Below are 22630 nucleotides of genomic sequence, written 5' to 3' on the forward strand. Positions count from 1 at the left end.
CAGCTACAGCATCGTCGGCAGCGCGGCCACGGGCTCGGGCCTGTCGAACTACAGCATCACCTATGTGGACGGCACGCTGACGGTCAATCCGGCGGCGCTGACCATCAGCGTGGGCAATGCCAGCAAGACCTACGGCGCCAGCGCCAGCCTCAGCGGCTACAGCGCCAGCGGTCTGGTCAATGGCGACAGCATCAGCGGCCTGTCGCTGGTCAGCAGCGGGTCGGGCACGGCGGCCGGCGTCGGCAGCTACAGCATCGTCGGCAGCGCGGCCACGGGCTCGGGCCTGTCGAACTACAGCATCACCTATGTCGACGGCACGCTGACGGTCAATCCGGCGGCGCTGACCATCACGGCCGGTGATCTCAGCAAGATGGCGGGCACCAACGTGGTGCTGACGGCTTACAGCGCCTTCGGCCTGGTCAATGGCGATACCGTGTCCGGCGTGGTGCTGAGCAGCTTGGGGGTGACGGCCGGCGCCGCGCCAGGGACTTATGCCATCGTGGCACGCGATGCCACGGGCACGGGGCTCGGCAATTACATCATCCGCTATCAGGATGGCACGCTGACGGTAACCGCGGCTCCGACCCTGACCACGGCCGCCGTGCAGCGGATCGTGGTGACGGCTGCCGTTCCGCCCGTGACCGCCGCGCCTCCGGCCGCCCCGACGGGGGGCGGCACGGCACCGGTCGGGACCGGTGCCACTTCGTCTGGCGGCGGCACGGCGTCCGGAGGAGCCCCGGCCGATGCCGGCGGTGGGGGGACGACGACCGTCGACACCGCATCGGCCGCGACCGGCGAGGGGAAAGGGGTCAGCGGTGATGCGCTTCCCATTCTTGTCAGCGGTACCGATAATACGGTCTACAGCCAGATCCAGATGACCACCGATCCTATCAAGGGCACGCAGAACGATGAGCGTCAGCAATAACACCGATCTGTCCATCCCCATCGTCGAGCGGAGCGGGGCGGTGCTGATGGAGATCGGCCGCCGCGTTCCCGCCTTTGCCCAGGGTCTGCACCTGCAATCGACCGGTCAGCTGGATCAGGCGCGTCAGGTCTTCCTGCAACTGGCGGAACGGCCGGAGCTGACGGCGCCGGCCCTGCACCAGCTGGGCGTGATCGCCGCCTTTCAGGGCGATAATGGCCGGGCTGCCGGTCTGTTCGACCATGCCGTGAAGCTGGAGCCGGCGGAGCCGCTCTATTACTGCTCGCTGGGCACGGTGTTCGAGCGCATGGGCGACCTGCCGCGCGCCGTCGCCGCCATGATCAATCTGGCGGTGATGCTGCAGACCCAGGGCAAGCATGAGGACGCGATCCCGCTCTACCGCCGTATCCTGCATCTGTCGCCACTGTGCTATTCAGCCTGGGTCAATATGGGCACGGGTCTGGCGTGGATTGGCCGCGCACGCGAAGCGGTGGTGCCCCTGATGATCGGGGTGATCCTGTTCGGACGCCTGCTGCCGGAAGCGCGGGAGCTGTCTGGCCGCCTGTTGAGCGATATCGGCGACCGGCTGCCGGAGCTGACGGCGGCCCTCGCCGTGCTGCCCGAGGGCACGCCCGAGGGGCGGCTTGAACGGCTGGAAGAGGTGCTGCAGACCTTGGACAAGGCACTGCGCACGGCGGGCTTCATCGATGCCACCGCCGCGTCGCTGACCGTGGCGCTGAAGCTGGCGCCCGGCAATGCGCTGGCCCGCTGGAACCATTCTCTGGCCTGTCTGGCCCGGGGCGATTATGCGCAGGGTTGGGCCGATTACGAATGGCGCTGGGTCTGGGACCAGTTCCCCGAGCCGCGCCGCATGCTGGGCGCCCCGCAATGGCGCGGCGAGGATCTGGTCGGCAAGCGCATCTATGTCTGGGGGGAGCAGGGCTTCGGCGACATCCTGCAATTCACGCCGCTGGCGCAGATCCTGGCCGACCGCCATGGCCCGGCGGAGGTGGTGCTGGAGGTGTCCGTGCCGCTGGTGCGCATGCTCTCCGCGGTGCTGGACCGGCCGGGCCTGCGCGTGATCGCCCGGCCCGACAATCCGCACCGGTTCGGTGTCGAGGAGAGCTTCGATTACCATATCCCGCTGTTGAGCCTGCCGCACTTCCTGTCGCTGCGTGTGCCCGACCTGCCGCTGCTGCCGGGCTGGCTGAAGCTGCCGGAGGCGGAAGTGGCGCGGGGCGCCACGCTGTTGCCGCCGGCCCTGCCGGGCAAGCGGCGCATCGGCGTGGTCTGGGCCGGGCGGCCGCAGCATTCCGAGGATGCGCGCCGCTCGCTGCCGCTGGCCCTGTTGGGCTCGGTGCTGGATGCCATCCCCGATGCCCAGTGGATTTCACTGCAGGTGGGCAACCGGGCCGGTGATGCCTTGGCGTTCCGGGGCCGCTTGCACGATATGAGCGCGGCCCTGCAGGATTTCATCGATACCGCCGCCGTGATCGCCAACCTGGATCATGTGGTGGCGGTGGACACCGGTGTGGCGCATCTGGCTGGTTCCATGGGCAAGCCGGTTTCGCTGCTGCTGGCCCATTCCGTTGATTGGCGCTGGGAGATCGGCACCACCACCTCTCCCTGGTATCCCAACCACCGTATCCATCGCCAGCCGGCGCTGGGGGACTGGGCCAGCGTCATCAACGCCTTGCGTGATGAGCATGCCGGGCTGACGGCCTAGGCGCCGCGGTCGGCTGTCCCGCATACCCGTCCCCACGGTCGGGCCGGCCATGGCGCTGCCTGCTTCGAAACGCGCAGGGGCAGATTCGACCCGGCAGGATTTGCCGGGTCTGGTCCATGGCGCCCACCCCCATGCGGGAAAGCCAGGTGCTGTCCTGGCCGATCCTCTGGCCCCGTTCTTGCTGGTCATGGGTGGAACACAGCCAGTGGGGGTGGGCCATGATTACTGTTCACGGAATGCCGCTGACCAGCGGCAGCTTCAGCCGGCCGCTGACGGCCGAGCGCACCACCGCCGAACGCACCACGGCAGACGCCGCCGGGACCGAGGCGGCGGATACCAACCGCCGCTGGTCGTCTTCGGCCAGCACGGCCGCGGATCTGGCGGCGCCGGCGTGGAGCGGTGGGACGGAGGAGACCGGCAAGGGCGCGACCACCTCCAGCAAGGCGGTCGACGACTTTCTGAAATACATGAAGATGACACCCGAGGAGCGGGTGCATGAGGCCATGCTGAAGAAGCTGGGCCTGAGCGAGGAGGAGTTCCAGGCCCTGTCACCGGAGAAGCGTGCGGCCCTGGAAGAGAGCTTCGCCAAGACCATGCAGCAGGAAATGGAACAGCAGGCCAGGAAAGGCAAACCCGGCCAGATCGCCGATTTTTCCGTCTGATCCTGTCGCGCGCCCATCGGAGGGTCACACCCATGCCCCAGATTCCGGCCGATGACGTCGCCGCCCGGCGGTACCGCTATTACCGGGTCGGACGACGGCTGCTGCGGGTGGCGTCTGATGCCGAGGGACAGGTGCGGTCGGCGGAAATTTGGAGCCGCGCCGATCGCGGCTTCACCATCGACAACCGTTATCTTACCCGCATTGAGCGCGGCGAGGCGGTGGAGGAGCTGACCTTCGCCGACTTTCTGCGCGCCATCAACGAGGACTGAGCCGCCGGGACGCCCCGCCGATCCGGGAACGCTGACCGGCGTTTGCCGCGGGTTGGCGTGGGGCAGGCAGGCTTTTATGGTCCCCCGGCCGGATGGGTGGGGCGGACATGATGCTGGAGCAGCAAACATCCTTGGGACCCGCGGGCACCGGGCGGGCATCTCCCTGGCGTCAGGCCGGGCTGTTGAGCCTGCCGATCCTGGCGGGCTATGTGCCGATCGGTGTCGGATTCGGGCTGTTGTGGGTGCAGCAGGGATTGCCGGGCTGGGCCGCCCCCTTGCTGGCGCTGCTGGTCTATGCGGGTGCCGCCCAGTTCCTGGCGGCCGGCATGATCGCGGCTGGGCAGGGGCCGATGGAGGTTGCCCTGGCCGCGCTGGTGCTGAACGCCCGCCATCTCGTCTATGGGCTGGCCTTCCTGGACCGTTTCCACGGCTGGAGCGCGGCCAAGGCCTATTTCGCCTTCGCCCTGACCGATGAGACCTATGCCGTGCTGTCCGCCCATCGTCCGGTGCGTGGCGGGGAGGATGCGGAGGACGGGCTGTTGTGGCGGGTGGCCCTGCTGAACCATGGCTATTGGGTGCTGGGGTGTACGCTGGGTGCGGCGGCGGGGCATGTGCTGCCCCCCGGTCTGAAGGGATTGGATTTCGCCCTGACCGCCCTGTTCCTGGTGCTGCTGCTGGAGCAGGTGCGCAGCCGGCGCAAGGCCGTGGCCGCGGCGCTGGCCGGCAGCATCGCCGCCATCGGGGTGCTGCTGCTCGGCAGCGGCAACACGCTGCTGCCGATCCTGGCCGTGGCGCTGGCGGCCGTGGCCGCTTTCGGGCGCGGCATGGGGACGGGTCCGATGCGGGAGGTGGGGCCGTGACGACCGGCATGCTGTTGCTGACCACGGCACTGATGCTGCTTGGCACCGTGATCTGCCGCTTTCTGCCCTTCCTGCTGGGCGGGCGTCTGGGCAGTCCGGCCTGGCGACAGGTCTTTGTCGAGCTGTTCCCGCCGGCGGTGATGGCCGTGCTGATCGTCTATCTGGGCGGTGGCAGCGTCGATGCCGCCCGACCGGTGCAACTGGCCCAGGCGGCCGGGGCCTTGACCACCGTGGCCGCACATCTGCTGTTCCGCAGCCTGCTGGTGTCTGTCGGCAGCGGCACGCTGGTCTGCATGGGGGTGCAGGCCTTCTGGCCCGGCTGAGGCTTGGCCGGGAGCGGACCACGGGGATTGAGGGGGCAAGGCCGGGCCGCGACAGCGCGCCCCGCCAGGCCTCTTCAACCGCGGGCCGCGCCTCTGTATGGTGGCGGTGCTTTCCATCCGCTGTTCCTGCGAAGATCCCGCCATGAGCTATTTCCCGCGCTGGAGCCCGACCACGTCGGGTGAGGTGGCGCCCGACCAGCGCCTGCCCTGGTGGCAGACCCTGGTGATGGGCATTCAGCATGTGGTCGCCATGTTCGGCGCCACGGCCCTGGCCCCGATCCTGATGGGCTTCGATCCCAACACCGCCATCTTCTTTTCCGGCATCGGCACGCTGATCTTCTTCGTGCTGACCGGGGGCCGGCTGCCCAGCTATCTCGGCTCCAGCTTCGTCTTCATCGCCGTAGTCATCGGCGCCACCGGCTATGGCGGCAGCGGGCCGAATCCGTCCATTCCCGTGGCCCTGGGCGGCATCATCGCCGCCGGTGCCCTGTACACCATCATCGGGCTGGTGGTGCATGCCGCCGGGACCGGCTGGGTGGAGCGGCTGATGCCGCCGGTGGTGACCGGCGCCATCGTGGCGGCCATCGGGCTGAACCTGGCGCCCATCGCCGTCAAGGATGTGTCGGGCGGCGGCTTCGACAGCATCGTCGGGCTGGTCACCATCGCCGCCGTGGCCCTGGTGGCGGTGCGCGGCCGCGGCTGGCCGCGGCGTCTGCCGATCCTCATCGGCGCCGTGGTCGGCTATGGGCTGTATCTGGCGGGGGCCAACGGCTTCGGCCTGTCCAAGGCCATCGACTTTTCCGGTGTGGCCGCGGCGCCCTGGTTCGGCCTGCCGACCTTCGTGGCACCGGTGTTCCAGCCGGCGGCCATCGGCCTGATCGCACCGGTCGCCATCATCCTGGTGGCGGAGAATCTGGGACATGTGAAGGCGCTGGCGGCCATGACCGGCCGCAATTTCGACCCGCTGATCGGCCGCGCCTTCATCGCCGACGGGCTGGCCACCATGCTGTCGGCCAGCGGCGGCGGTACCGGCGTCACCACCTATGCCGAGAATATGGGCGTGATGGCGGTGACGCGCATCTATTCCACCCTGGTGTTCGTGGTGGCGGCGCTGGTGGCGCTGCTGCTGGGCTTCTCGCCGAAGTTCGGGGCACTGATCCTGACGCTGCCGGCCCCGGTCATCGGCGGGCTGGCGCTGGTGGTGTTCGGGCTGATCGCCGCCACCGGCGGCCGCATCTGGGTGCTGAACAAGGTGGATTTCGCCAAGGCCCGCAACCTGATCACCGTGGCCGTGGCGTTGACGGCGGGGGCGGGGGACCTGACCCTGCATCTGGGCGGCTTCACCCTGGGCGGCATCGGCACCGCCACCTTCGGTGCCATCCTGCTCTATCACCTGCTGGGCGGCGCCCCGGCGGAGGCGGAAGACCCGCCGATCTGAACCCGTGCCCCGATCGTCTGCCGATCAGGGCGCGACAGCCGCCTCCAGGGCCGGACGCAGCGAGGCGGTCAGGGCCGGCCCATGGTCCAGGCCGGGGAATTCCTGATAGCGGGCGGACAGGCCGGGCAGGCGGCCCAGCCGTTCCGCCAGCAGGCGCGGGCCATCGGCCGGCGCTTCGGCGCGGCCGGCCGGCGCCGGCCGGCCGGGGGTGGTCCGGTCGCCGCGGCCCTTGCCCTCGCTGTCGCCGCGGGTGACCAACAGCCGGACCTTGGTTCCGGCGGGAAGGCCGGCGAACCGGGCCTCCTCCGCCAGCAGGGCGCCATCATGCCACCACAGCGACGGGCTGGCGGCGATGTAGGTCTGGAAGCTGCCCGGCCGGGTGAACAGGGTGTGCAGCACCAACACGCCGCCGAAGGAATGGCCCCACAGGGCCTGGCGCCGCGGGTCGATGACGGCCTGCTGCGCCACCCAGGGCTTCACCTGCATCTCGATCAGGTCGAGGAACTGGTCGGCGCCGCCGCCTTTGCGGCCCCGGGCCGCATCGGCCATGGTCGGCTGCTCGCCCGGCACCGGCGGGGTGTAGTCGTAGCTGCGGGCCACCACGTCGAACCGCAGCGGCGTCTCATAGCCGAGCGCCACCAGCACCGGCGGGCCGGCCCGGTCCATGGCCTGCAGATCGGTCTCGGTGATGCCGCCCAGGGCGGCGTTGCCATCCAGCAGGTAGAGCACGGGATAGCCGGCGGCCGGGGCCGGCCGGTTCGGCACCCCGATCTGGATGCGGTAATGCCGCTCGCCGTCCGCCGAGTCCAGGCGCAGGGTCTTGAAGCTGTAGAAGGCGGAGCCGGTGTCGGCGATGGTGGGCGGGGCCGGGCTGCTGAGATCGGGTTGGGCCAGGGCCGGGGCGGACAGCAGCAGCCCCGACAGGGCCAGGAGGTGCAAGGCCGCACGGCGGCTGCTGGCGAAACGGAACATGAGTCATCTCTCCCCGATCAGGCCGCGGCGGCCACCACTGCCTACCTGCCGCAAGTGCGAGTGATTTGCAATCCTGTCGGGCCGAGAGGGGCGTCCTGTCGCAACTGCCCCGAAAGCCGAGCCGGCGGGCGCCCGGTGGCGTTACCGATCCCGGGCGCGTGAACAAGCGGGCATGCCGGACCGTCTTCAAGAACGTATGTCGGCAGGTGTGGAGCGTTCAGCGTGGATCGGGACAGAGAACAGGAGGGCAATGCGGCGGAGACCATGCGGGCGGCCGTGGTCACGGGGCCGGGGCGGATCGAGGTCCGGGCGGTGCCGCTGCCCCGGCCGGGGCCGGGGCAGGTGCGGGTGAAGCTGGAAGGCTGCGGCGTCTGCGCTTCCAACCTCACCCCCTGGGAGGGGCCGGACTGGATGACGTTTCCGACCGAGCCGGGGGCCCTGGGCCATGAGGGCTGGGGCGTGATCGACGCGCTGGGCGAGGGGGTCGGCGGCCTGTCCGTGGGGGACCGGGTGGCGGCGCTGTCCTACAGGGCCTATGCCGAGTATGACCTGGCCGAGGCCGACGCGGTGGTGCCGCTGCCGCCGGCCCTGGCGGACCAGCCCTTCCCCGGCGAGCCGCTGGGCTGCGCCATGAACATCTTCCAGCGCAGCGACATCCAGGCCGGCCAGACCGTGGCCATCATCGGCATCGGCTTCCTGGGCGCCCTTCTGACCAGGCTGGCCAGCGACGCCGGGGCACGGGTCATCGCCATTTCCCGCCGGGCCTGTTCCCTGGATGTGGCCCGGTCCATGGGGGCGGCCGAGACCATCGTCCTGGACGACCATCACGGCATCATCGCCCGGGTCAAGGATCTGACCGGCGGGGCCTTCTGCGACCGGGTGATCGAGGCGGTGGGCAAGCAATGGCCGCTGGATCTGGCGGCGGAACTGACGCGGGAACGCGGCCGGCTGATCGTGGCCGGCTATCATCAGGACGGGCCGCGCCAGGTGAACATGTGGCTGTGGAACTGGCGCGGCATCGACGTCATCAATGCCCATGAGCGCGACCCCAAAGCCTATATCCACGGCATCCGCGTCGCCGTGGCCGCCGTGGCCGCCGGCCGGCTGGACCCCGGGGCGCTTTACACCCACCGCTATCCGCTGGATCGGCTTGACGAGGCACTGAACGATACGCGCGACCGGCCGGACGGCTTCCTCAAGGCGCTGGTGACCCTGTGAGCCGGGAGATTGCGATGGAGACGCTGCCGAAGGGCCGATCCGCCCGCGCGGCCGGCACCCGCCCGCGCCTTGGGTTCCTGGGGGTGGGCTGGATCGGCCGCCACCGCATGCGGGCCATCCTGGAGGCCGGGGCGGTGGAGGTGGTGGCCATCGCCGACCCCTCGGACGAGATGGCGGCGGAAGCCGGCCAACTGGCTCCGGAAGCGGCCCTGGTCAGCGGCCTGGACGCCATGCTGGACAGGGGCCTGGACGGGGTGGTGATCGCCACACCCAGCGCGCTCCATGCCGAACAGTCGATCCGTGCCCTGGAGCGGGGCGTGGCCGTCTTCTGCCAGAAGCCGCTGGGCCGCACGGCGGCGGAGGTGCGGTCGGTGGTGGAGGCGGCCCGGACCAGCGACCGGCTGCTGGCCGTGGATCTGTCCTACCGGTTCACCACCGGCATGCGCCGCATCGCCGAGCTGATCCGCACCGGTGAGCTGGGGCGGATCTATGCCGTGAATCTGGTCTTCCACAACGCCTATGGTCCGGACAAGGACTGGTTCTACGACCCGGCCCGCTCGGGTGGCGGCTGTGTCATGGATCTGGGCGTGCATCTGGTGGATCTGGCCCTGTGGGCGCTGGACTTCCCGGCGGTGCCGGAGGTGCAGGCGCGCCTGTTCGCCGGCGGTGAACCGCTGGGCGGCCGTCCCGACCGGGTGGAGGAGTACGCCACGGCCACGTTGGGTCTGGAGACGGGGGCGGCGGTCAACCTCGCCTGTTCCTGGCGCCTGCAGGCCGGCTGCGACGCCGTCATCACCGCCGCCTTCTATGGCACCGAGGGCGGGGCGGCGCTGCGCAACGTCAACGGTTCCTTCTACGATTTCGTGGCCGAGCGTTTCCGCGGCACGGCGCGGGAGGCGCTGGCCCAGCCGCCCGACGATTGGGGTGGGCGTGCCGCTGCCGACTGGGCCCGGCGCCTCGCCGAAGGCCAGCGCTTCGACCCGGCCACGGAACGGCTGGTGGACGTGGCCGCCGTGCTCGACCGTCTGTACGGACGGTGAGGTAACTTGAAGAAGGGCGGCGGGAATCATCCCGCCGCCCCGATTGAGCCCCCCCGTCTGTACGGAGGGTCTTAGTCGAAGGACTTCCGCAGGGTCATGAACACCGTGCGGCCCTGGGCATCGATCTGGCTGACGAAGCCGGCGCTGCCGATACGGCTCGCATCCCAGCTTGCCGCATCCGGATCTTCGTTGAAGATGTTGGACACACCGGCCGTCACGCTCCAGGTGTCCTGCTCATACTGAACGGAGAAGCGGTGATAGAACCGTTCCTCGATCTTCAGATCCAGCAGGCTCGTCTTCGGGTTGGTGTTGCGACCGGTCTGGAAGCGATAGTTTTTCTGCATGGAATAGAAATTCGTCCGCCAGAAGAAGCTCCAATCATCCTTCTTGAACTGGAGATCCATCTCTGAAACCCAGCGTGGATCACTCCAGGTCCCATTGAAGTTATCAGTCTCACCTCCGAACAGATTGATATAGTCGTCCGTCGTCACCGTCGTCCGATTGTCGACTGTGACGGTGCCGAAATCGAACTCGTGACTATACCGCACGGTGATGTCGAAGCCCTGCGTGAACTGGTTGTTGATGTTGAAATAGCTATCGTTGATCTGCTCGATGGCGCCGCCCTGACCCGTCGACGGATTGTAGGCGGTGCGGGGCGTGATGAAATCGCAATACCCGCCGGGCTTGCGGAAATCGGCGCTGCCATAGCAGAGGTTGAGAAGGCTCTGCGCGCCGATACGGCCGACTTCACCCTTGACCTTGATCCGGAAGAAGTCGACCGCGATGTTGAGGTCGGCGAATTCCGGAGTCAGAACCACACCCATGGAGAAATTGTTGGAAGTCTCCGCCGTCAGGCGTCCGTCATTGTTGCCATAGGTGATGACTTGCGGCGTCGAGGGGAAGTTCTGCCAGTCGGTGGGAAGCCCGTCAGCGGCGCAGTTCTTGTAGATATTGCTTTCCGGGTCCTTCTCGCCGTAGCTGCGGCAGGGGTCGGCGGCGCTGGTGAAACCGGTCTGGCCGCCCAGGAAAAGTTCGTACAGGGCCGGCGCCCGGAACGAGGTGCCATAGGAGGAGCGGACGCGCAGCCAAGGGCTGACCGTCCAGTTGGCGCCGGCCTTGTAGGTGGTATCGTCGTATCCCGTCTTTTTATACGAGGTGTAGCGGGCGGACCCGTTCAGCGTCAGCTCCTCGATCAGCGGCAGCTTGGCCAGGACCGGCACTTCCAGCTCGCCGAAGACTTCCCGGACGCTTTCCGATCCCTTGGTCGCGTCGGAGGTGGAAAAGCCATACACATTGCGGGCACGGCTGTTGGCACCCGGCTTGTCGTCGATCTCGTCCCAGCGCAGCTCAAATCCCGCCGCTGCGGCGACCGGGCCGGCCGGCAGCTGGAACAGATCGCCATTGATCGAGCCGTTGACGAGGTGCGAGGTGTAGGTTGTCTTCCCTTTCTCCTCAGTCCACACATAGGCACTCTGCTCCGGCGTGAAGATGCCGTTGATCAGCAGCTTCGGATCGAAGACATTCAACGCCACGCAGCCCGCCGCCCGTGCCGCGGCGTCGGCGCAGATGGGCTTGCCGGCACCGTCAAGCGTGATATCGAGCGCATTTGCCACGCGGTCGGCCAGGAGCCGGTTGCCCTTGTAGGTCGCATCCGAGCGGCCGAACTGATAGAAGACATCCCAGTTCCAGCCGGCCAGGAACGTTTCCTTGAAGTCACCACGCAGGCCGCCGACGGCGCGATAATAGTTGACCTCCTGCTTGTCATGGTAGAGCAGGGGGGCGATGGGAACGGCATAGGCGTCCTCATCGGCCAGGATGTCATCCGGCAAGGCCAGCAGCGGGTTCAGAGGATTGTCTGGGCCGATGGTCGGGAAGAACTGGCCCGCGAATTTCTGATCCGACTCGCGCCGGTTGAACAGGAATTCACCATAGGCTTCTATCCCGCCCAGCAGATCAAGGTCACGATTGCCGAAGGCGGTGAAAGTATAGGTGCGGTTCGGAGACTGGATGTAGCTGTCCAATTCCTGCTGCGGCAGGTAGGGACGGTAATCCGGCCCATTGGGCCGCAGCACACTTCCCGACACCGGCAGGGACGGATTGCTGGCATAGGGCAGGCTCTTGTAGCCGGGGATCAGTCCACCGGTGGCCGTCGCGTCCGGCTGGATGTAGACATACCCGTTCAGCGCATAGGGCAGGTCGGGACGGGTCGTGCGGTCCGGTATCGCGATGGGAGTCTGCACCACGCCATAGATGGTCCCGCCACCATAGCATTTGAAATTGCCGGTGGCCGGGTCGATGCGGTCGACGCGGGCGCCGGTGTTGGGATCGGTATAGAATTGCGGTCCGCACTTGGCCCAGTCGCGGTCCTTGATCCGGATGGCCTGCTGGTCCTGGATCTGGCCGGCCAGCATGAAACTGCCCTTGTCGTCGGTCTGACCATAGGCGAAATCCGCCGAGTAAGTCTCCCCATGGCCTTCCGTGGGCATCTCCACGGTGGCGCCGGTCTCCAGGCCATTGAGATCGGTGCGGATGATGGCGTTCACCACGCCGGCCACGGCATCGGACCCGTACACCGACGAGGCGCCGTCCTTCAGGATCTCATACCGCTGCACAATGTTGTCCGGCAGGACGTTGAGATCCACGCCCGCGCCGACGGTGCCGCCCGCCCCCGCGGGCGCCAGACGGCGCCCGTTCAGCAGCACCAGGGTGCGGTTTGCCCCCAGGCCGCGCAGCGACACGGACTTGATGCCGGGGCCGCCATCGGTGACGAAGCCCGAGAACAGGCCATTGATCTGCTGCGAGCCGCCGGCGATTGTTGAGCTCTGCAGGATATCCGCCGCAGAAACCAGACCCGCCTGCGTCGAGGTCTCTTTGGTGATGACCTGAATCGGAGAGGTTGTGTTGAAGTCGGTTCTCTTCAGCCTCGACCCGGTTACCACGACCTCCTGGAGCTCATTCTTCTGAGTCTCCTCTGTCTGTTCACCCTGATCTTGCGTCGGCTGCTGCGCCAATGCTGAAAGGGAGACCGTGGAAGATATAAGGGCAAAAGTTGCAAGAATAGTAGATCCTTTCAGCCGTCCCCGGCCGATCCTATGTGCCATCGTCAACCCCGTTCCATAATTTTTTCGTTCTTACCCGAATGGGTGTTGCGATGAGATCCTAAAGTGGCAATCATTGTAAACAATGTTGCGCGCATGAGGGTGGAAAACACCAAAAAACTGTTGCGTCCGTGCATCACCTCATCGGCGGGAAGCATGAGGCTCATGTGTCCCAGGATTGTTGCCAGGGAAAGTCGGGGGAGAGCGAATTGAATATGAATATCTCCATATCGGGCATATGCCGCACTCTTTTGGTGTCAGCTGTCCTGTTCAGTACTGGTGTTCCTATAAATGCAATTGCTGGGCAAATACCAGTGTCCATCTTATCTAAAGAGCCGCTTATTCAGTCTCCATCCGTGTCTCCAGATGGAAAGCATGTGGCGGCTATTACGTCATCGTCTGACGGCGCGCTGTCAATATCAGTATGGTCGACTGACAATCTTGATAAGGCGCCTGTTGTCTTTGGTATGGATGCGACGGCACAGCGCGCCAATGTCCGCTTCATTTCCGTAAGTTGGGTTGCCAATGATCGTCTTCTTGTCGTGGCCAATCAGCCTTTGACGACAGGATCCGGCATGGAGGGGAGGAGCTTCACGTATTTGGCCCGCTTCGTCGGGTTGGACGGCAAGGACTGGATCGAGCCCATGCGCCGCCAGGGGACAAAGGGCGTGCTGGAGCAGTTTGCCGGCAAGTTCCTGCGGGTCGAGGTCATGGACCCGCTCCCGGCCGAGCCTGATCATGTGCTGTTGCGCTATTCTGATCCACTGCGCGGGACAGCCGATGTCTACAAGGTCAATGTCCGCACGGGCGCCGGTGAGCGTTTCGCCCGCGCCGGCGAGGATGAGAGCTATATCGGGATCACGGATCGGGAAGGGCGCCTTCGTGCCAAGTCTTCAGCCCGCTTCGAGGGGGGCGATTGGGTCGTCCATTATGAGATCTTCGATCCCGCTTCCGGCAATTGGGAGGACCAGCCGGCGCTGTCCTATCCCGTGAAGTCGCGCAGAAATGTCGATATTATCGGCTTCGATCCTGAGCTGCCGGATATCCTGCTGATCAAGGACAATAGCGGCAGCGATCTGGCAGCCATCAAGGGCTATGACGTCAAAAAGAAGGCATTTGTCGAGGTTCTGTTCCAGCATCCGAAATTCGAAGCCACGGGCGTTCGTCTTGCTCGCGAGGGCGGCAAGGGGATACCGAAATCCATTGCAGGCTTCACCTATGACGGGGCCAGCGAAGAAGTCTACTGGATCGATCCATATTGGAAATCCATTCAGGATGGGCTGAAATCCCAATTTCCCAACGACAATATCAACATCCTCAATCTGCGGCGTGATCTGTCGTTCAAGCTGATCGAGGTTTCCTCTTCACGGCATCCGCCTTCATATTATCTCCTGAAGAACGATCAGGAATTGATCAAGCTCGGCGACAGCAGGCCGGAGATCAATCCGGCGGATCTGGAACCGACAAAGCTGGTTTATTACAAGGCCCGCGACGGGCTGGAGATTCCCGCCCTGCTGACTCTGCCGAAAGGGTTCAGGCCTGGGACATCAACACCGGTACCGGCTGTGATCATGCCCCATGGCGGCCCCTGGGCGCGGGATAATGCGGACTGGGACCCGGCGGGTTGGACTCAGTTCCTGGCGAGCCGCGGTTATGCCGTCCTGCAACCCCAGTACCGCGGATCGCAGGGCTGGGGCGACAAGCTTTGGAAGGCCGGTGACGAGCAATGGGGCCTGAAGATGCAGGACGACAAGGATGATGGTGCCCAGTGGCTGGTCGCGCAGGGGATCGCCGATTCAAAACGGATGGCCATCTTCGGCTATTCCTATGGCGGGTTCGCAGCCATGACGGCGGCCACCCGTCCCAACAGCCCCTATCGCTGCGCCATCGCCGGTGCCGGTGTCTCCAACCTGTCGCGCATCCAGAATTCCTGGGGTGAGAACCGCATCCAGCGCCAGTTGCAGGGATGGACGGTGAAGGGGACGGACGCCATGTCGAATGTGGACAAGGCCAATATCCCGATCCTGATCTATCACGGGGATCGCGACCAGACCGTGCCGATCGTCCATGCGCGGGAACTGGTCGCCGCCCTGCGTTCCCGCGGGAAGGCTGTCACCTATTTCGAAGTCGAAGACATGCCTCATAGCCTGCCCTGGTGGCCGGCTTGGCAGGAGAAGACCCTCACCGCCATCGAAGCCTTCTTGGCCAAGGATTGCGGGTTCGCAAAATCCTGATCCGGCAAGGCGGCTCCCGCCGTTGAGCCGCCTTGTTCCCGTTCATGCCCCGGGCTTCGCCGGCTCCTTATGGCCGCCGAAGCCCTCGCGCATGGCCGACAGCACCTTGTCGGCAAAGCCATGGTCCTGGCGCGAGCGGAAGCGGGCGTAGAGGGCGGCGGTGAGGACGGGTGCGGGAACGGCGGCGTCCACGGCGGCATTGACGGTCCAGCGGCCCTCGCCGGAATCCTGGACATAGCCGCTGTGGCCGGACAGGTCGCCGTCGCGGGCCAGCGCGGCGGCGGTCAGATCCAGCAGCCAGGAGGAGATGACGCTGCCGCGGCGCCAGACCTCGGCCAGGTCGGCCACGTCAAAAGCGAAGGGCGGACTCTCGCCGCCGGCGCCTGCCTGCAGCAGCGGGCCTCCCTGGCGCAACAGTTCGAAGCCCTCGGCATAGGCCTGCATCAGCCCGTATTCGATGCCGTTATGCACCATCTTGGCGAAATGGCCGGCACCGACCGGGCCGGCATGGATGTAGCCCTGCTCCACCCTGGGGTCGCGTCCCTCCCGCTCCGCTGTGCGGGGGATGTCGCCCAGGCCGGGGGCCAGGGCGGCGAAGATGGGGTCGAGGCGGTCCACGATGGCGCGGTCGCCGCCGATCATCAGGCAATAGCCCCGCTCCAGGCCCCAGACGCCGCCGGAGGTGCCGACATCGACGAGGTGCAGGCCCTGGGCCGCCAGCAGTGCGGCGCGGCGCAGATCGTCCTTATAGAGGGTGTTGCCGCCATCGATGATGGTATCGCCCGGGCTCAGCAGCCCGGCCAGGGTCAGCATGGCCTGTTCCGTCACCGCGCCGGCGGGCAGCATCAGCCACACGGTGCGCGGCGGCGCCAGCCGCGCCGCCAGATCCTCCAGGTCGGATGCGCCGACGGCCCCTTCGGCCGCCAGGGCGGCCACGGTCTGCGGGGTGCGGTCGAACACGACACAGTCATGGCCTGCCCGCAGCAGGCGGCGGGCGATGTTGCCCCCCATGCGGCCCAGCCCGACGATTCCGATCTGCATGCCGGCTTCTCCCTACGGCGTTCGGACAGGGCGGCGGGACAGACCCCGCCGCCACAGATCCCGGCAGGCTAGCACGGGCATCGCCGTCGCCCCAGCGGCGCCAAGGGTCACACCCCCGGATCGGTCGCCAGATCAGGCGCCGGATCAGACCTGGACCGACAGACCGTCGGCCACGGCCACCCGGTAGGCCCGCCAGGCCGGCACGGCGCCGATCAGGGCGGCAGCCAGGGTCACGCCGCCGATCACGGCCAGATCGAACAGGCCGGGGCCGGGTGTCAGCAGGGCCAGACCCGCCAGCGCTTCCAGCGCCGAACCGCCGGCCAACAGGCCCAGATGCAGGGCTGTCACGCCCAGGGTGCTGCCGACCAGGGCCAGCAGGGTGGATTCGCTGACCAGCAGGGCGAACACATGCCAGGGTCGGGCGCCGATGGCGCGCAGCACCGCCATTTCCCGCCGCCGCTCGTTGAGGCTGGTCAACATGCTGATGAGGATGCCCAGCAGCCCGACCCCGACCACGAACACGGCCACCGCTGTCAGCGCCTGTTCGGCCACGCCCAGCACCGACCAGAGCTGGCTCAGCGCCACCCCCGGGATGATGGCCAGCAACGGCTCCTCGGCATAGGTGTTGACGGCGCGCTGCACCCGCAGGGCCGCTGCCCGCGTCTTCAGCCCCACCAGGAAGGCGGTGATCTGCTTGGGTTGCAGCTCCATATGCCGCAGATCGTCCACGGACGGGCTGGTGCTGGTGGACAGCCGGGTGCCCGTCTCCCAGCCCACATGGATGGCTTCGATGGCGGGCAGGCTGACATGCACCGTGCGGTCCACCGGCGTGCCGGTGGGGGCCAGGATGCCGGACACACGGAATGGGCGGTCGGAATGCTCGGCGAAGCTGACACTGCCGATGCCGTGGGACAGAACGATCTCCTGTCCCACCGTATAGCCCAGGGTGCGGGCGACCTCTGCGCCGATGACGGCGTCGAACAGGTCGGCGAAGGGCTTGCCTTCGGCCAGGGTCAGGGACTTGCCGTCGCCATAGCGGTAATGGGTGAAATAGTCGGTGGTGGTGCCCAGCACGCGGAAGCCGCGATGGCTGTCGCCCAGCGACAGCGGCACGGTCCAGGCCACGTCGGGCCGGCCGGCCACAGCCTGGTAGCTGGGCCAGGTGATGTTGTTGGTGGCGTCGCCCACCCGGAACACGGCATAGAGCAGCAGGTTCAGCTGGCCGCTGCGGGCACCGACGATGAGGTCGGTGCCGGTGATGGTGCGCTCGAAGCTGGCCCGCGCCCCCTGGCGCAGGCTTTCCACCCCCACCAGCAGGGCAACGCTGAGCCCCACCGACAGCAGGGTCAGCAGGGCGGTGGCGCGGCGGTTCCACAGGCTGCGCAGGGCAAGGGGCAACAGGGTCATGGTGTCTCTCCCGCCACCGGCATGCCGGCTGGTAGCCCCGTGGCCGGGGCGGCGGCACGGTTCAGCGCCCGGATATCGGCGCTGCGGTCAAAATGCCCGGCCAGCCCCAGATCATGGCTGACGAACAGCAGGCTGGCGCCGCTGCGCCCGACCTCGCCCAGCAGCAGATCGAGAAAGGCATCGCGGGCGTCGCTGTCCAGGGCCGAGGTGGGTTCGTCAGCGACGATCAGGGCCGGATCGCCGATCAGGGCGCGGGCCATGGCCACACGTTGCTGCTGGCCGACGCTCAAGGCCCGCACCGGCGCTTCGGCCAGCCTTGGATCGTGCAGGCCCAGCCGCTGCAGCAGCCGCCGCGCCTCCGCCTCCGGGCTGCCGCCGGCCGCCACCGCCCGGCGCCGGCGCTCGGCGGAGAAACGGCAGGGCAGGGTGACATTGGCCAAGACCGACAGATAGGGCAGCAGATTGAACATCTGGAACACCACGCCCATCTCGGCCGCGCGCAGGGCATCGCGCCCGGCGCCGGACAGCGTGGCCAGGTCCCGGCCCAGCACGGTGATGCGCCCGGCCTGGGGCGGCAGCACGCCGCAGACCAGCCCGAGCAGGGTGCTTTTGCCGCTGCCGCTGGGACCGCGCAGGAACAGGCGCTCCCCGCGGTCGAGGCTAAGGGCCGGGATATCGAGCAGCACGGGGCCGCCCTTCCAGGCGAAGCGCAGCTCCGCCAGATCCAGGACGCGATCGGTCATGATCCGTCACTTCTTCCGGTAATAGGGCTCCAGCCCCTCAAGGGCCAGGGTATAGGCGGCCGAGCCGATGTCGCTGTCCATGCGCTGGGTCGTCAGTTTGCCCTGGACCCAGACCGGGTCCATGTTGGTCGGCAGCGACACCGGCTTGTCCGAACGGATGTACAGCACCTGGTTTGGTGGCGGCGGCGGGGAATGGATGCAGGCGCCGAAATAGGGCACCAGCAGGAACTCCTTGGTGGTGCCGCCGCCCCCCATGTCCAGCGGCACGGGGAAGCCGGGAATACGGATCTGCTTGCCATCCAGATCCTGCACCACGTTGAAGGTGCCAATCTGTTCCATGCTGTCGCCGGGGCTGCCCTCCATCACCATGCCCTTGCCGCCCAGACTGGCCATGTAATTGTCGTAGGCCTGCTGCAGCCGCTCCTCCTCGCCGGGGGGCATCAGATCCTCCCAGGCCAGGGTACGGACCGCGCTGTCCGCTGCCTGGGCCGCCTGTTGCAGCGGCGGCAGTTGCAGGGCCGACACGGCCAGGACGGCCAGAAGCCCGGTCCGGGCCAGAAATTGCGTCATCTCTCTTACGCTCCGTCTTCCGCATCCGTGGTCCGCAAGGGCGGCGCGGCCGGCTCAACGCCAGCTGAGGGTCGGCCGCTCGGGCGTCAGACTATCGGCTTTCTGTGTTCGGTCGGAGAGGAAAGCGACCTTCACCGTGCGCAGCCGCGTGAAGGTGCGGAAAGCAGTGACGGTGACATCGGTAAGAGCCGCCGGCTCCTTGCAGGTCAGGCTGTGGCTGAGATGGATATTGGCGTGGTCATGATGATGCTCATGATCGCCGTCATCATGATCATGGGCTTCGTCATGGTCGGGGGCTGCGGCGGTCTTGTCCGGCGGTCCGGTGAAGCCCGGCGGCAGATCGATGTCCGGTGTCGTCGTGACAGTGCAACCGGCTTTGGCCGGGATCTGGATCAGTGCGCCGGGATCGCGCAACTGGGCCAGGGCGGCCTCAAGCTGCTCCGTCTGGACTTTGGTTTCCGGCGGGTGCTCGAAGCCGAGGATGCTGTCCAGCGGGCTTTCAAACTCCACGGTCAGGGTCTGGCCATCCAGGGCTAGGGCCAGATCGGCGACGCCATGGACATGGGCGCCGGCCTGGCGATGCTCTCCCTCATGGGCGGCGGCGGGAAGCGCCAGCAGGCCGGAAACGACCAGGGGGGCGGACAGGGCGGCAAACAGGGATGGCCGCATCGGCTCACCTCGCAATGACAGAATTACGTTATAAAGTAACATTCATCTGCGTGCCTGTCATGGCAAAAGTCGGCCCTGCCCAGCCCCGGCGGTGCTGTGTCGGGTGAATGGTTCCGCTGTCGGATGATATCGCTATCATTTATCGGAGATGGCCACGCCGCGGACATCATACGTCTCCGCCTGCGGTGCTGTGCCCTCCCGCGTCCCTCTGGTACAGAGTCGCGAGAGCAGATGTGGGCATTTTCAAGCATAATCAATTATATGCGCATGCGCTGAAGCGTAGGGCAGCGGATGGGGCAGATGATGGGTGATACGGAAGGGCTATCCTTCCCCCTCATCCGCCGCCATGCGTCCTTCCGCCACACTTCTTCTCTAACCGCATAAAAATAAACAGGAATCGATCATTTTCAGCGCGGGGATCCATTCTGTGCCTCGCGGGGCGGCTGTGCGCTGACAGAAATCCCCTTTGACAGGACATGATAGCGCTATCAGTATTCGTGACAGCGCTAGCATGGCGGGGCCCCAAGACCCGCCGGCCAGTGCATAAAACGATGAAAATCACCATGCCCACCGGAAACGGCTTGCCTTCGGCGGGGCTGGTGTCATCAAGGGAGCAGTCACCATGTCCCTCGCAACGCGTGCCCCCGAGACAGCAAGTATGGCGCCAGCGGCCAAGCCGACTCACGTCCGCTACTTGATTGTGTTGATGCTGTTCATTCTCACGGCCGTGAACTATGCGGACCGTGCCACCCTGTCGATCGCCGGTCCGGCCGCATCGAAGGAACTGGGCCTGGATGCCGTGTCCATGGGATACGTCTTCTCGGCTTTCGGCTGGGCCTATGTGCTGGCCCAGATCCCCGGGGGGTGGCTGCTCGACCGCTTCGGGTCGAAGAAGATCTACTTCTTCAGCCTCATCACCTGGTCGTTCTTCACCATGTGCCAGGGCTTCGTCGGTTTCCTCGGCGCCGGGACGGCCATCATGGCCCTGTTCCTGCTGCGCTTCCTGGTCGGTCTGACCGAGGCGCCGTCCTTCCCCGCCAATTCCCGCGTCGTCGCCTCCTGGTTCCCGACGGCGGAGCGTGGGACGGCTGCGGCGATCTTCAACTCGGCCCAGTATTTCGCCACGGTGATCTTCTCGCCGCTGATGGCCTGGATCACGCACACCTATGGCTGGGAATACATGTTCGTGGTCATGGGTGTGCTCGGCATCGCCCTGGCCTTCGTGTGGATGCGGGTGCTGTACAGCCCGAAGGAACATCCGCTGATCAACAAGGCCGAGTTCGACCATATCGAGCAGGGCGGTGGTCTTGTCGACATGGATCAGGCCAAAAAGGGCGCCAAAGCCAGTGAAGGCCCGAAGCTGGGCTACCTGAAGCAGCTTCTCTCCAACCGCATGCTGCTGGGCGTCTATATCGGCCAGTACTGCATCACCACCCTGACCTACTTCTTCCTGACCTGGTTCCCGGTCTATCTGGTGCAGGGTCGCGGCATGTCGATCCTGAAGGCCGGCATCATCGCCTCCATCCCCGCCATCTGCGGTTTTGTCGGCGGCGTGCTGGGTGGTGTCATCTCCGACTGGCTGATCCGCAAGGGCTACAGCCTGAGCGTGGCCCGCAAGACCCCGATCGTGCTGGGCATGCTGATGTCGACCAGCATGATCGCCTGCAACTACGTTGATATCGAATGGCTGGTGGTGGCGGTCATGGCCCTGGCCTTCTTCGGCAAGGGCGTCGGTGCCCTGGGCTGGGCCGTGGTGGCCGATACGTCGCCGAAGGAGATCGGTGGCCTCAGCGGTGCCCTGTTCAACACCTTCGGCAACACCGCCGGCATCACCACCCCGATCATCATCGGTTACCTGGTCCAGGGGTCCGGTTCCTTCAACGGTGCCCTGATCTTCGTCGCCGCCAACGCCCTGGTCGCCATCCTCAGCTATCTGCTGATCGTCGGTGAGATCAAGCGCGTCGAGCTGAAGAAGATCTGACCTCCGACCCTCCCTTCTTTCCCATGTCCTAACCCGCAGGGTCGCCCGGCGACCCTGCGACGGGAGACAGACCATGAGCATCCAGACCTCCGCCCCGAAGATCACCGAGATGCGTGTCGTGCCGGTGGCCGGCCGCGACAGCATGCTGCTGAACCTCAGCGGCGCCCATGCCCCCTTCTTCACCCGCAACGTGGTGGTGATGAAGGACAGCGCCGGCCATGTGGGTGTCGGCGAGGTCCCCGGCGGCGAGAAGATCCGCCAGACCCTGGAGGACGCCCGCCCGCTGGTGGTCGGCCAGAGCATCGGCGCCTACAACAACATCCTGAACACGGCGCGCAAGGCCTTCGCCGACCGTGACTCCGGTGGCCGCGGCCTCCAGACCTTCGATCTGCGCATCGCCATCCATGCCGTGACCGCCCTGGAAGCCGCCCTGCTGGACCTGCTGGGTCAGTTCCTGGAGGTGCCGGTGGCGGCCCTGCTGGGCGAGGGCCAGCAGCGTGATGCCGTGGAGATGCTGGGCTATCTGTTCTACATCGGCGACCGCACCAGGACCGATCTGCCGTACCGCAGCGAGGCCGGTGCCAAGGACGAGTGGTTCCGCCTGCGGAACGAGGTCGCCCTGACGCCGGAGTCCGTCGTTCGTCTGGCCGAAGCCGCCCATGATCGCTATGGCTTCAACGATTTCAAGCTGAAGGGCGGCGTGCTGCCCGGCGAGCAGGAGATCGAGGCGGTGACGGCGCTGGCCAAGCGCTTCCCGCAGGCCCGCATCACCCTGGACCCCAATGGCGCCTGGTCGCTGGAGGAAGCCATCCGCCTGTGCAAGGGCAAGCAGGATGTCCTGGCCTATGCCGAGGATCCCTGCGGTGCCGAGCGCGGTTATTCCGGCCGCGAAGTGATGGCGGAATTCCGCCGCGCCACCGGCCTGCCAACCGCGACCAACATGATCGCCACCGACTGGCGCCAGATGGGCCACGCCATCCAGCTGCAGTCCGTCAGCATCCCGCTGGCCGATCCGCACTTCTGGACCATGCAGGGGTCGGTCCGGGTGGCGCAGATGTGCCATGAGTGGGGCCTGACCTGGGGGTCGCACTCCAACAACCACTTCGACATCTCGCTGGCCATGTTCACCCATGTGGCGGCCGCCGCCCCGGGCAAGATCACGGCCATCGACACCCACTGGATCTGGCAGGACGGCCAGCGCCTGACCAAGGAACCGCTGCAGATCAAGGGCGGCCTGGTCGCCGTGCCGGAGAAGCCCGGCCTGGGCATCGAGATCGACATGGCCGAGCTGGAGAAGGCCCATGCGCTCTACAAGGAGCACGGCCTGGGCGCCCGCGATGACGGCATCGCCATGCAGTTCCTGGTTCCCGGCTGGACGTTCGACAACAAGCGCCCCTGCCTGGTGCGCTGATCCTTAAGGACCGCGCGGGGGGCACTCCCGCCCCCGGCGCGGTCAC

19 protein-coding genes are annotated in these 22630 nt (G+C 66.6%); 12 read left to right on the plus strand and 7 right to left on the minus strand.

Annotated elements, in window-relative coordinates:
• The 7 genes from DK368_RS21625 to DK368_RS09805 form a co-directional block, all read left to right on the plus strand.
• A partial coding sequence (locus DK368_RS21625; RefSeq protein WP_275668499.1) for an MBG domain-containing protein occupies positions 1–925 on the plus strand: 925 nt, incomplete at its 5' end.
• Positions 909–2648, plus strand: coding sequence for a tetratricopeptide repeat protein (locus tag DK368_RS09780; protein ID WP_114393767.1), 1740 nt, complete (start codon positions 909–911; stop codon positions 2646–2648). The genes DK368_RS21625 and DK368_RS09780, both read left to right, overlap by 17 nt.
• 236 nt (positions 2649–2884) lie before the next feature.
• Entirely contained in the window at positions 2885–3310 is a 426-nt protein-coding gene (locus DK368_RS09785; protein ID WP_114393768.1) for a hypothetical protein, read from the plus strand.
• Between the two features lie 32 nt (positions 3311–3342).
• A complete protein-coding gene (locus DK368_RS09790) occupies positions 3343–3579 on the plus strand; it encodes a hypothetical protein (protein WP_114393769.1) in 237 nt (78 codons plus the stop codon).
• Between the two features lie 182 nt (positions 3580–3761).
• On the plus strand, positions 3762–4439 hold the full coding sequence (locus DK368_RS09795; RefSeq protein WP_162305956.1) for an AzlC family ABC transporter permease: 678 nt from the start codon (positions 3762–3764) through the stop codon (positions 4437–4439).
• Positions 4436–4762 (plus strand): branched-chain amino acid transporter permease, encoded by a 327-nt coding sequence (locus DK368_RS09800; protein ID WP_114393771.1) that lies wholly within the window; start codon positions 4436–4438, stop codon positions 4760–4762. The genes DK368_RS09795 and DK368_RS09800 overlap by 4 nt, the downstream gene beginning before the upstream one ends.
• 142 nt (positions 4763–4904) lie before the next feature.
• A complete protein-coding gene (locus DK368_RS09805) occupies positions 4905–6200 on the plus strand; it encodes a solute carrier family 23 protein (protein WP_114393772.1) in 1296 nt (431 codons plus the stop codon).
• A 24-nt stretch (positions 6201–6224) separates the two neighbouring features.
• On the opposite strand, the gene DK368_RS09810 is transcribed toward DK368_RS09805, so the two are convergent.
• Entirely contained in the window at positions 6225–7172 is a 948-nt protein-coding gene (locus tag DK368_RS09810; protein WP_114393773.1) for an alpha/beta hydrolase, read from the minus strand.
• A gap of 222 nt (positions 7173–7394) precedes the next feature.
• On the opposite strand from DK368_RS09810, the gene DK368_RS09815 reads away from it, so the two are divergent.
• Both DK368_RS09815 and DK368_RS09820 read left to right on the plus strand, forming a co-directional pair.
• On the plus strand, positions 7395–8390 hold the full coding sequence (locus DK368_RS09815) for an MDR/zinc-dependent alcohol dehydrogenase-like family protein (protein ID WP_240002425.1): 996 nt from the start codon (positions 7395–7397) through the stop codon (positions 8388–8390).
• A gap of 14 nt (positions 8391–8404) precedes the next feature.
• Positions 8405–9430: a Gfo/Idh/MocA family protein gene (locus tag DK368_RS09820; RefSeq protein WP_114393775.1), complete on the plus strand. Its 1026-nt coding sequence runs from the start codon at positions 8405–8407 to the stop codon at positions 9428–9430.
• Positions 9431–9501: 71 nt separating this feature from the next.
• Here the strand turns inward: DK368_RS09820 and DK368_RS09825 are convergent, their stop codons facing one another.
• Complete coding sequence (locus tag DK368_RS09825; protein ID WP_162305957.1) at positions 9502–12369, minus strand: TonB-dependent receptor plug domain-containing protein; 2868 nt, start codon at positions 12367–12369, stop codon at positions 9502–9504.
• A 536-nt stretch (positions 12370–12905) separates the two neighbouring features.
• Between DK368_RS09825 and DK368_RS09830 the strand changes: the two genes are divergently transcribed.
• Positions 12906–14762 (plus strand): alpha/beta hydrolase family protein, encoded by a 1857-nt coding sequence (locus DK368_RS09830; protein ID WP_162305958.1) that lies wholly within the window; start codon positions 12906–12908, stop codon positions 14760–14762.
• A gap of 42 nt (positions 14763–14804) precedes the next feature.
• Here the strand turns inward: DK368_RS09830 and gnd are convergent, their stop codons facing one another.
• The 5 genes from gnd to DK368_RS09855 form a co-directional block, all read right to left on the minus strand.
• Entirely contained in the window at positions 14805–15803 is a 999-nt protein-coding gene (gnd, locus tag DK368_RS09835) for a phosphogluconate dehydrogenase (NAD(+)-dependent, decarboxylating) (RefSeq protein ID WP_114393778.1), read from the minus strand.
• 144 nt (positions 15804–15947) lie between these two features.
• Positions 15948–17210, minus strand: a complete 1263-nt coding sequence (locus DK368_RS09840; protein WP_114393779.1) for an ABC transporter permease — start codon at positions 17208–17210, stop codon at positions 15948–15950.
• Positions 17207–17953, minus strand: coding sequence for an ATP-binding cassette domain-containing protein (locus DK368_RS09845; RefSeq protein ID WP_114393780.1), 747 nt, complete (start codon positions 17951–17953; stop codon positions 17207–17209). The genes DK368_RS09840 and DK368_RS09845 overlap by 4 nt, the downstream gene beginning before the upstream one ends.
• Before the next feature lie 6 nt (positions 17954–17959).
• Positions 17960–18523 carry a DUF3299 domain-containing protein gene (locus DK368_RS09850; RefSeq protein WP_114393781.1) on the minus strand — a complete coding sequence of 188 codons (564 nt, stop codon included), beginning with the start codon at positions 18521–18523 and terminating at the stop codon, positions 17960–17962.
• A gap of 54 nt (positions 18524–18577) precedes the next feature.
• Positions 18578–19192, minus strand: a complete 615-nt coding sequence (locus DK368_RS09855) for a ZrgA family zinc uptake protein (protein ID WP_162305959.1) — start codon at positions 19190–19192, stop codon at positions 18578–18580.
• Positions 19193–19898: 706 nt separating this feature from the next.
• Here DK368_RS09855 and DK368_RS09860 point away from each other — a divergent pair.
• Both DK368_RS09860 and gudD read left to right on the plus strand, forming a co-directional pair.
• Complete coding sequence (locus tag DK368_RS09860; protein WP_275668500.1) at positions 19899–21173, plus strand: MFS transporter; 1275 nt, start codon at positions 19899–19901, stop codon at positions 21171–21173.
• A gap of 73 nt (positions 21174–21246) precedes the next feature.
• Positions 21247–22584, plus strand: a complete 1338-nt coding sequence (gudD, locus tag DK368_RS09865; protein ID WP_114393784.1) for a glucarate dehydratase — start codon at positions 21247–21249, stop codon at positions 22582–22584.
• Positions 22585–22630 lie beyond the last annotated feature (46 nt).

Source organism: Oleisolibacter albus (genome assembly GCF_003336875.1).
GTDB classification, from domain to species: domain Bacteria; phylum Pseudomonadota; class Alphaproteobacteria; order Azospirillales; family Azospirillaceae; genus Niveispirillum; species Niveispirillum album.

Excerpts from the sequence above, each read along its gene's own strand:
- DK368_RS09805 (WP_114393772.1), top strand. The coding sequence starts at position 4,905 with ATGAGCTATTTCCCGCGCTGGAGCCCGACCACGTCGGGTGAGGTGGCG.
- DK368_RS09810 (WP_114393773.1), bottom strand. The coding sequence starts at position 7,172 with ATGTTCCGTTTCGCCAGCAGCCGCCGTGCGGCCTTGCACCTCCTGGCC.
- DK368_RS09780 (WP_114393767.1), top strand. The coding sequence starts at position 909 with ATGAGCGTCAGCAATAACACCGATCTGTCCATCCCCATCGTCGAGCGG.
- gudD (WP_114393784.1), top strand. The coding sequence starts at position 21,247 with ATGAGCATCCAGACCTCCGCCCCGAAGATCACCGAGATGCGTGTCGTG.
- DK368_RS09840 (WP_114393779.1), bottom strand. The coding sequence starts at position 17,210 with ATGACCCTGTTGCCCCTTGCCCTGCGCAGCCTGTGGAACCGCCGCGCC.
- DK368_RS09790 (WP_114393769.1), top strand. The coding sequence starts at position 3,343 with ATGCCCCAGATTCCGGCCGATGACGTCGCCGCCCGGCGGTACCGCTAT.
- DK368_RS09845 (WP_114393780.1), bottom strand. The coding sequence starts at position 17,953 with ATGACCGATCGCGTCCTGGATCTGGCGGAGCTGCGCTTCGCCTGGAAG.
- DK368_RS09855 (WP_162305959.1), bottom strand. The coding sequence starts at position 19,192 with ATGCGGCCATCCCTGTTTGCCGCCCTGTCCGCCCCCCTGGTCGTTTCC.
- DK368_RS09785 (WP_114393768.1), top strand. The coding sequence starts at position 2,885 with ATGCCGCTGACCAGCGGCAGCTTCAGCCGGCCGCTGACGGCCGAGCGC.
- DK368_RS09850 (WP_114393781.1), bottom strand. The coding sequence starts at position 18,523 with ATGACGCAATTTCTGGCCCGGACCGGGCTTCTGGCCGTCCTGGCCGTG.
- DK368_RS09860 (WP_275668500.1), top strand. The coding sequence starts at position 19,899 with ATGCTGTTCATTCTCACGGCCGTGAACTATGCGGACCGTGCCACCCTG.
- gnd (WP_114393778.1), bottom strand. The coding sequence starts at position 15,803 with ATGCAGATCGGAATCGTCGGGCTGGGCCGCATGGGGGGCAACATCGCC.
- DK368_RS09820 (WP_114393775.1), top strand. The coding sequence starts at position 8,405 with ATGGAGACGCTGCCGAAGGGCCGATCCGCCCGCGCGGCCGGCACCCGC.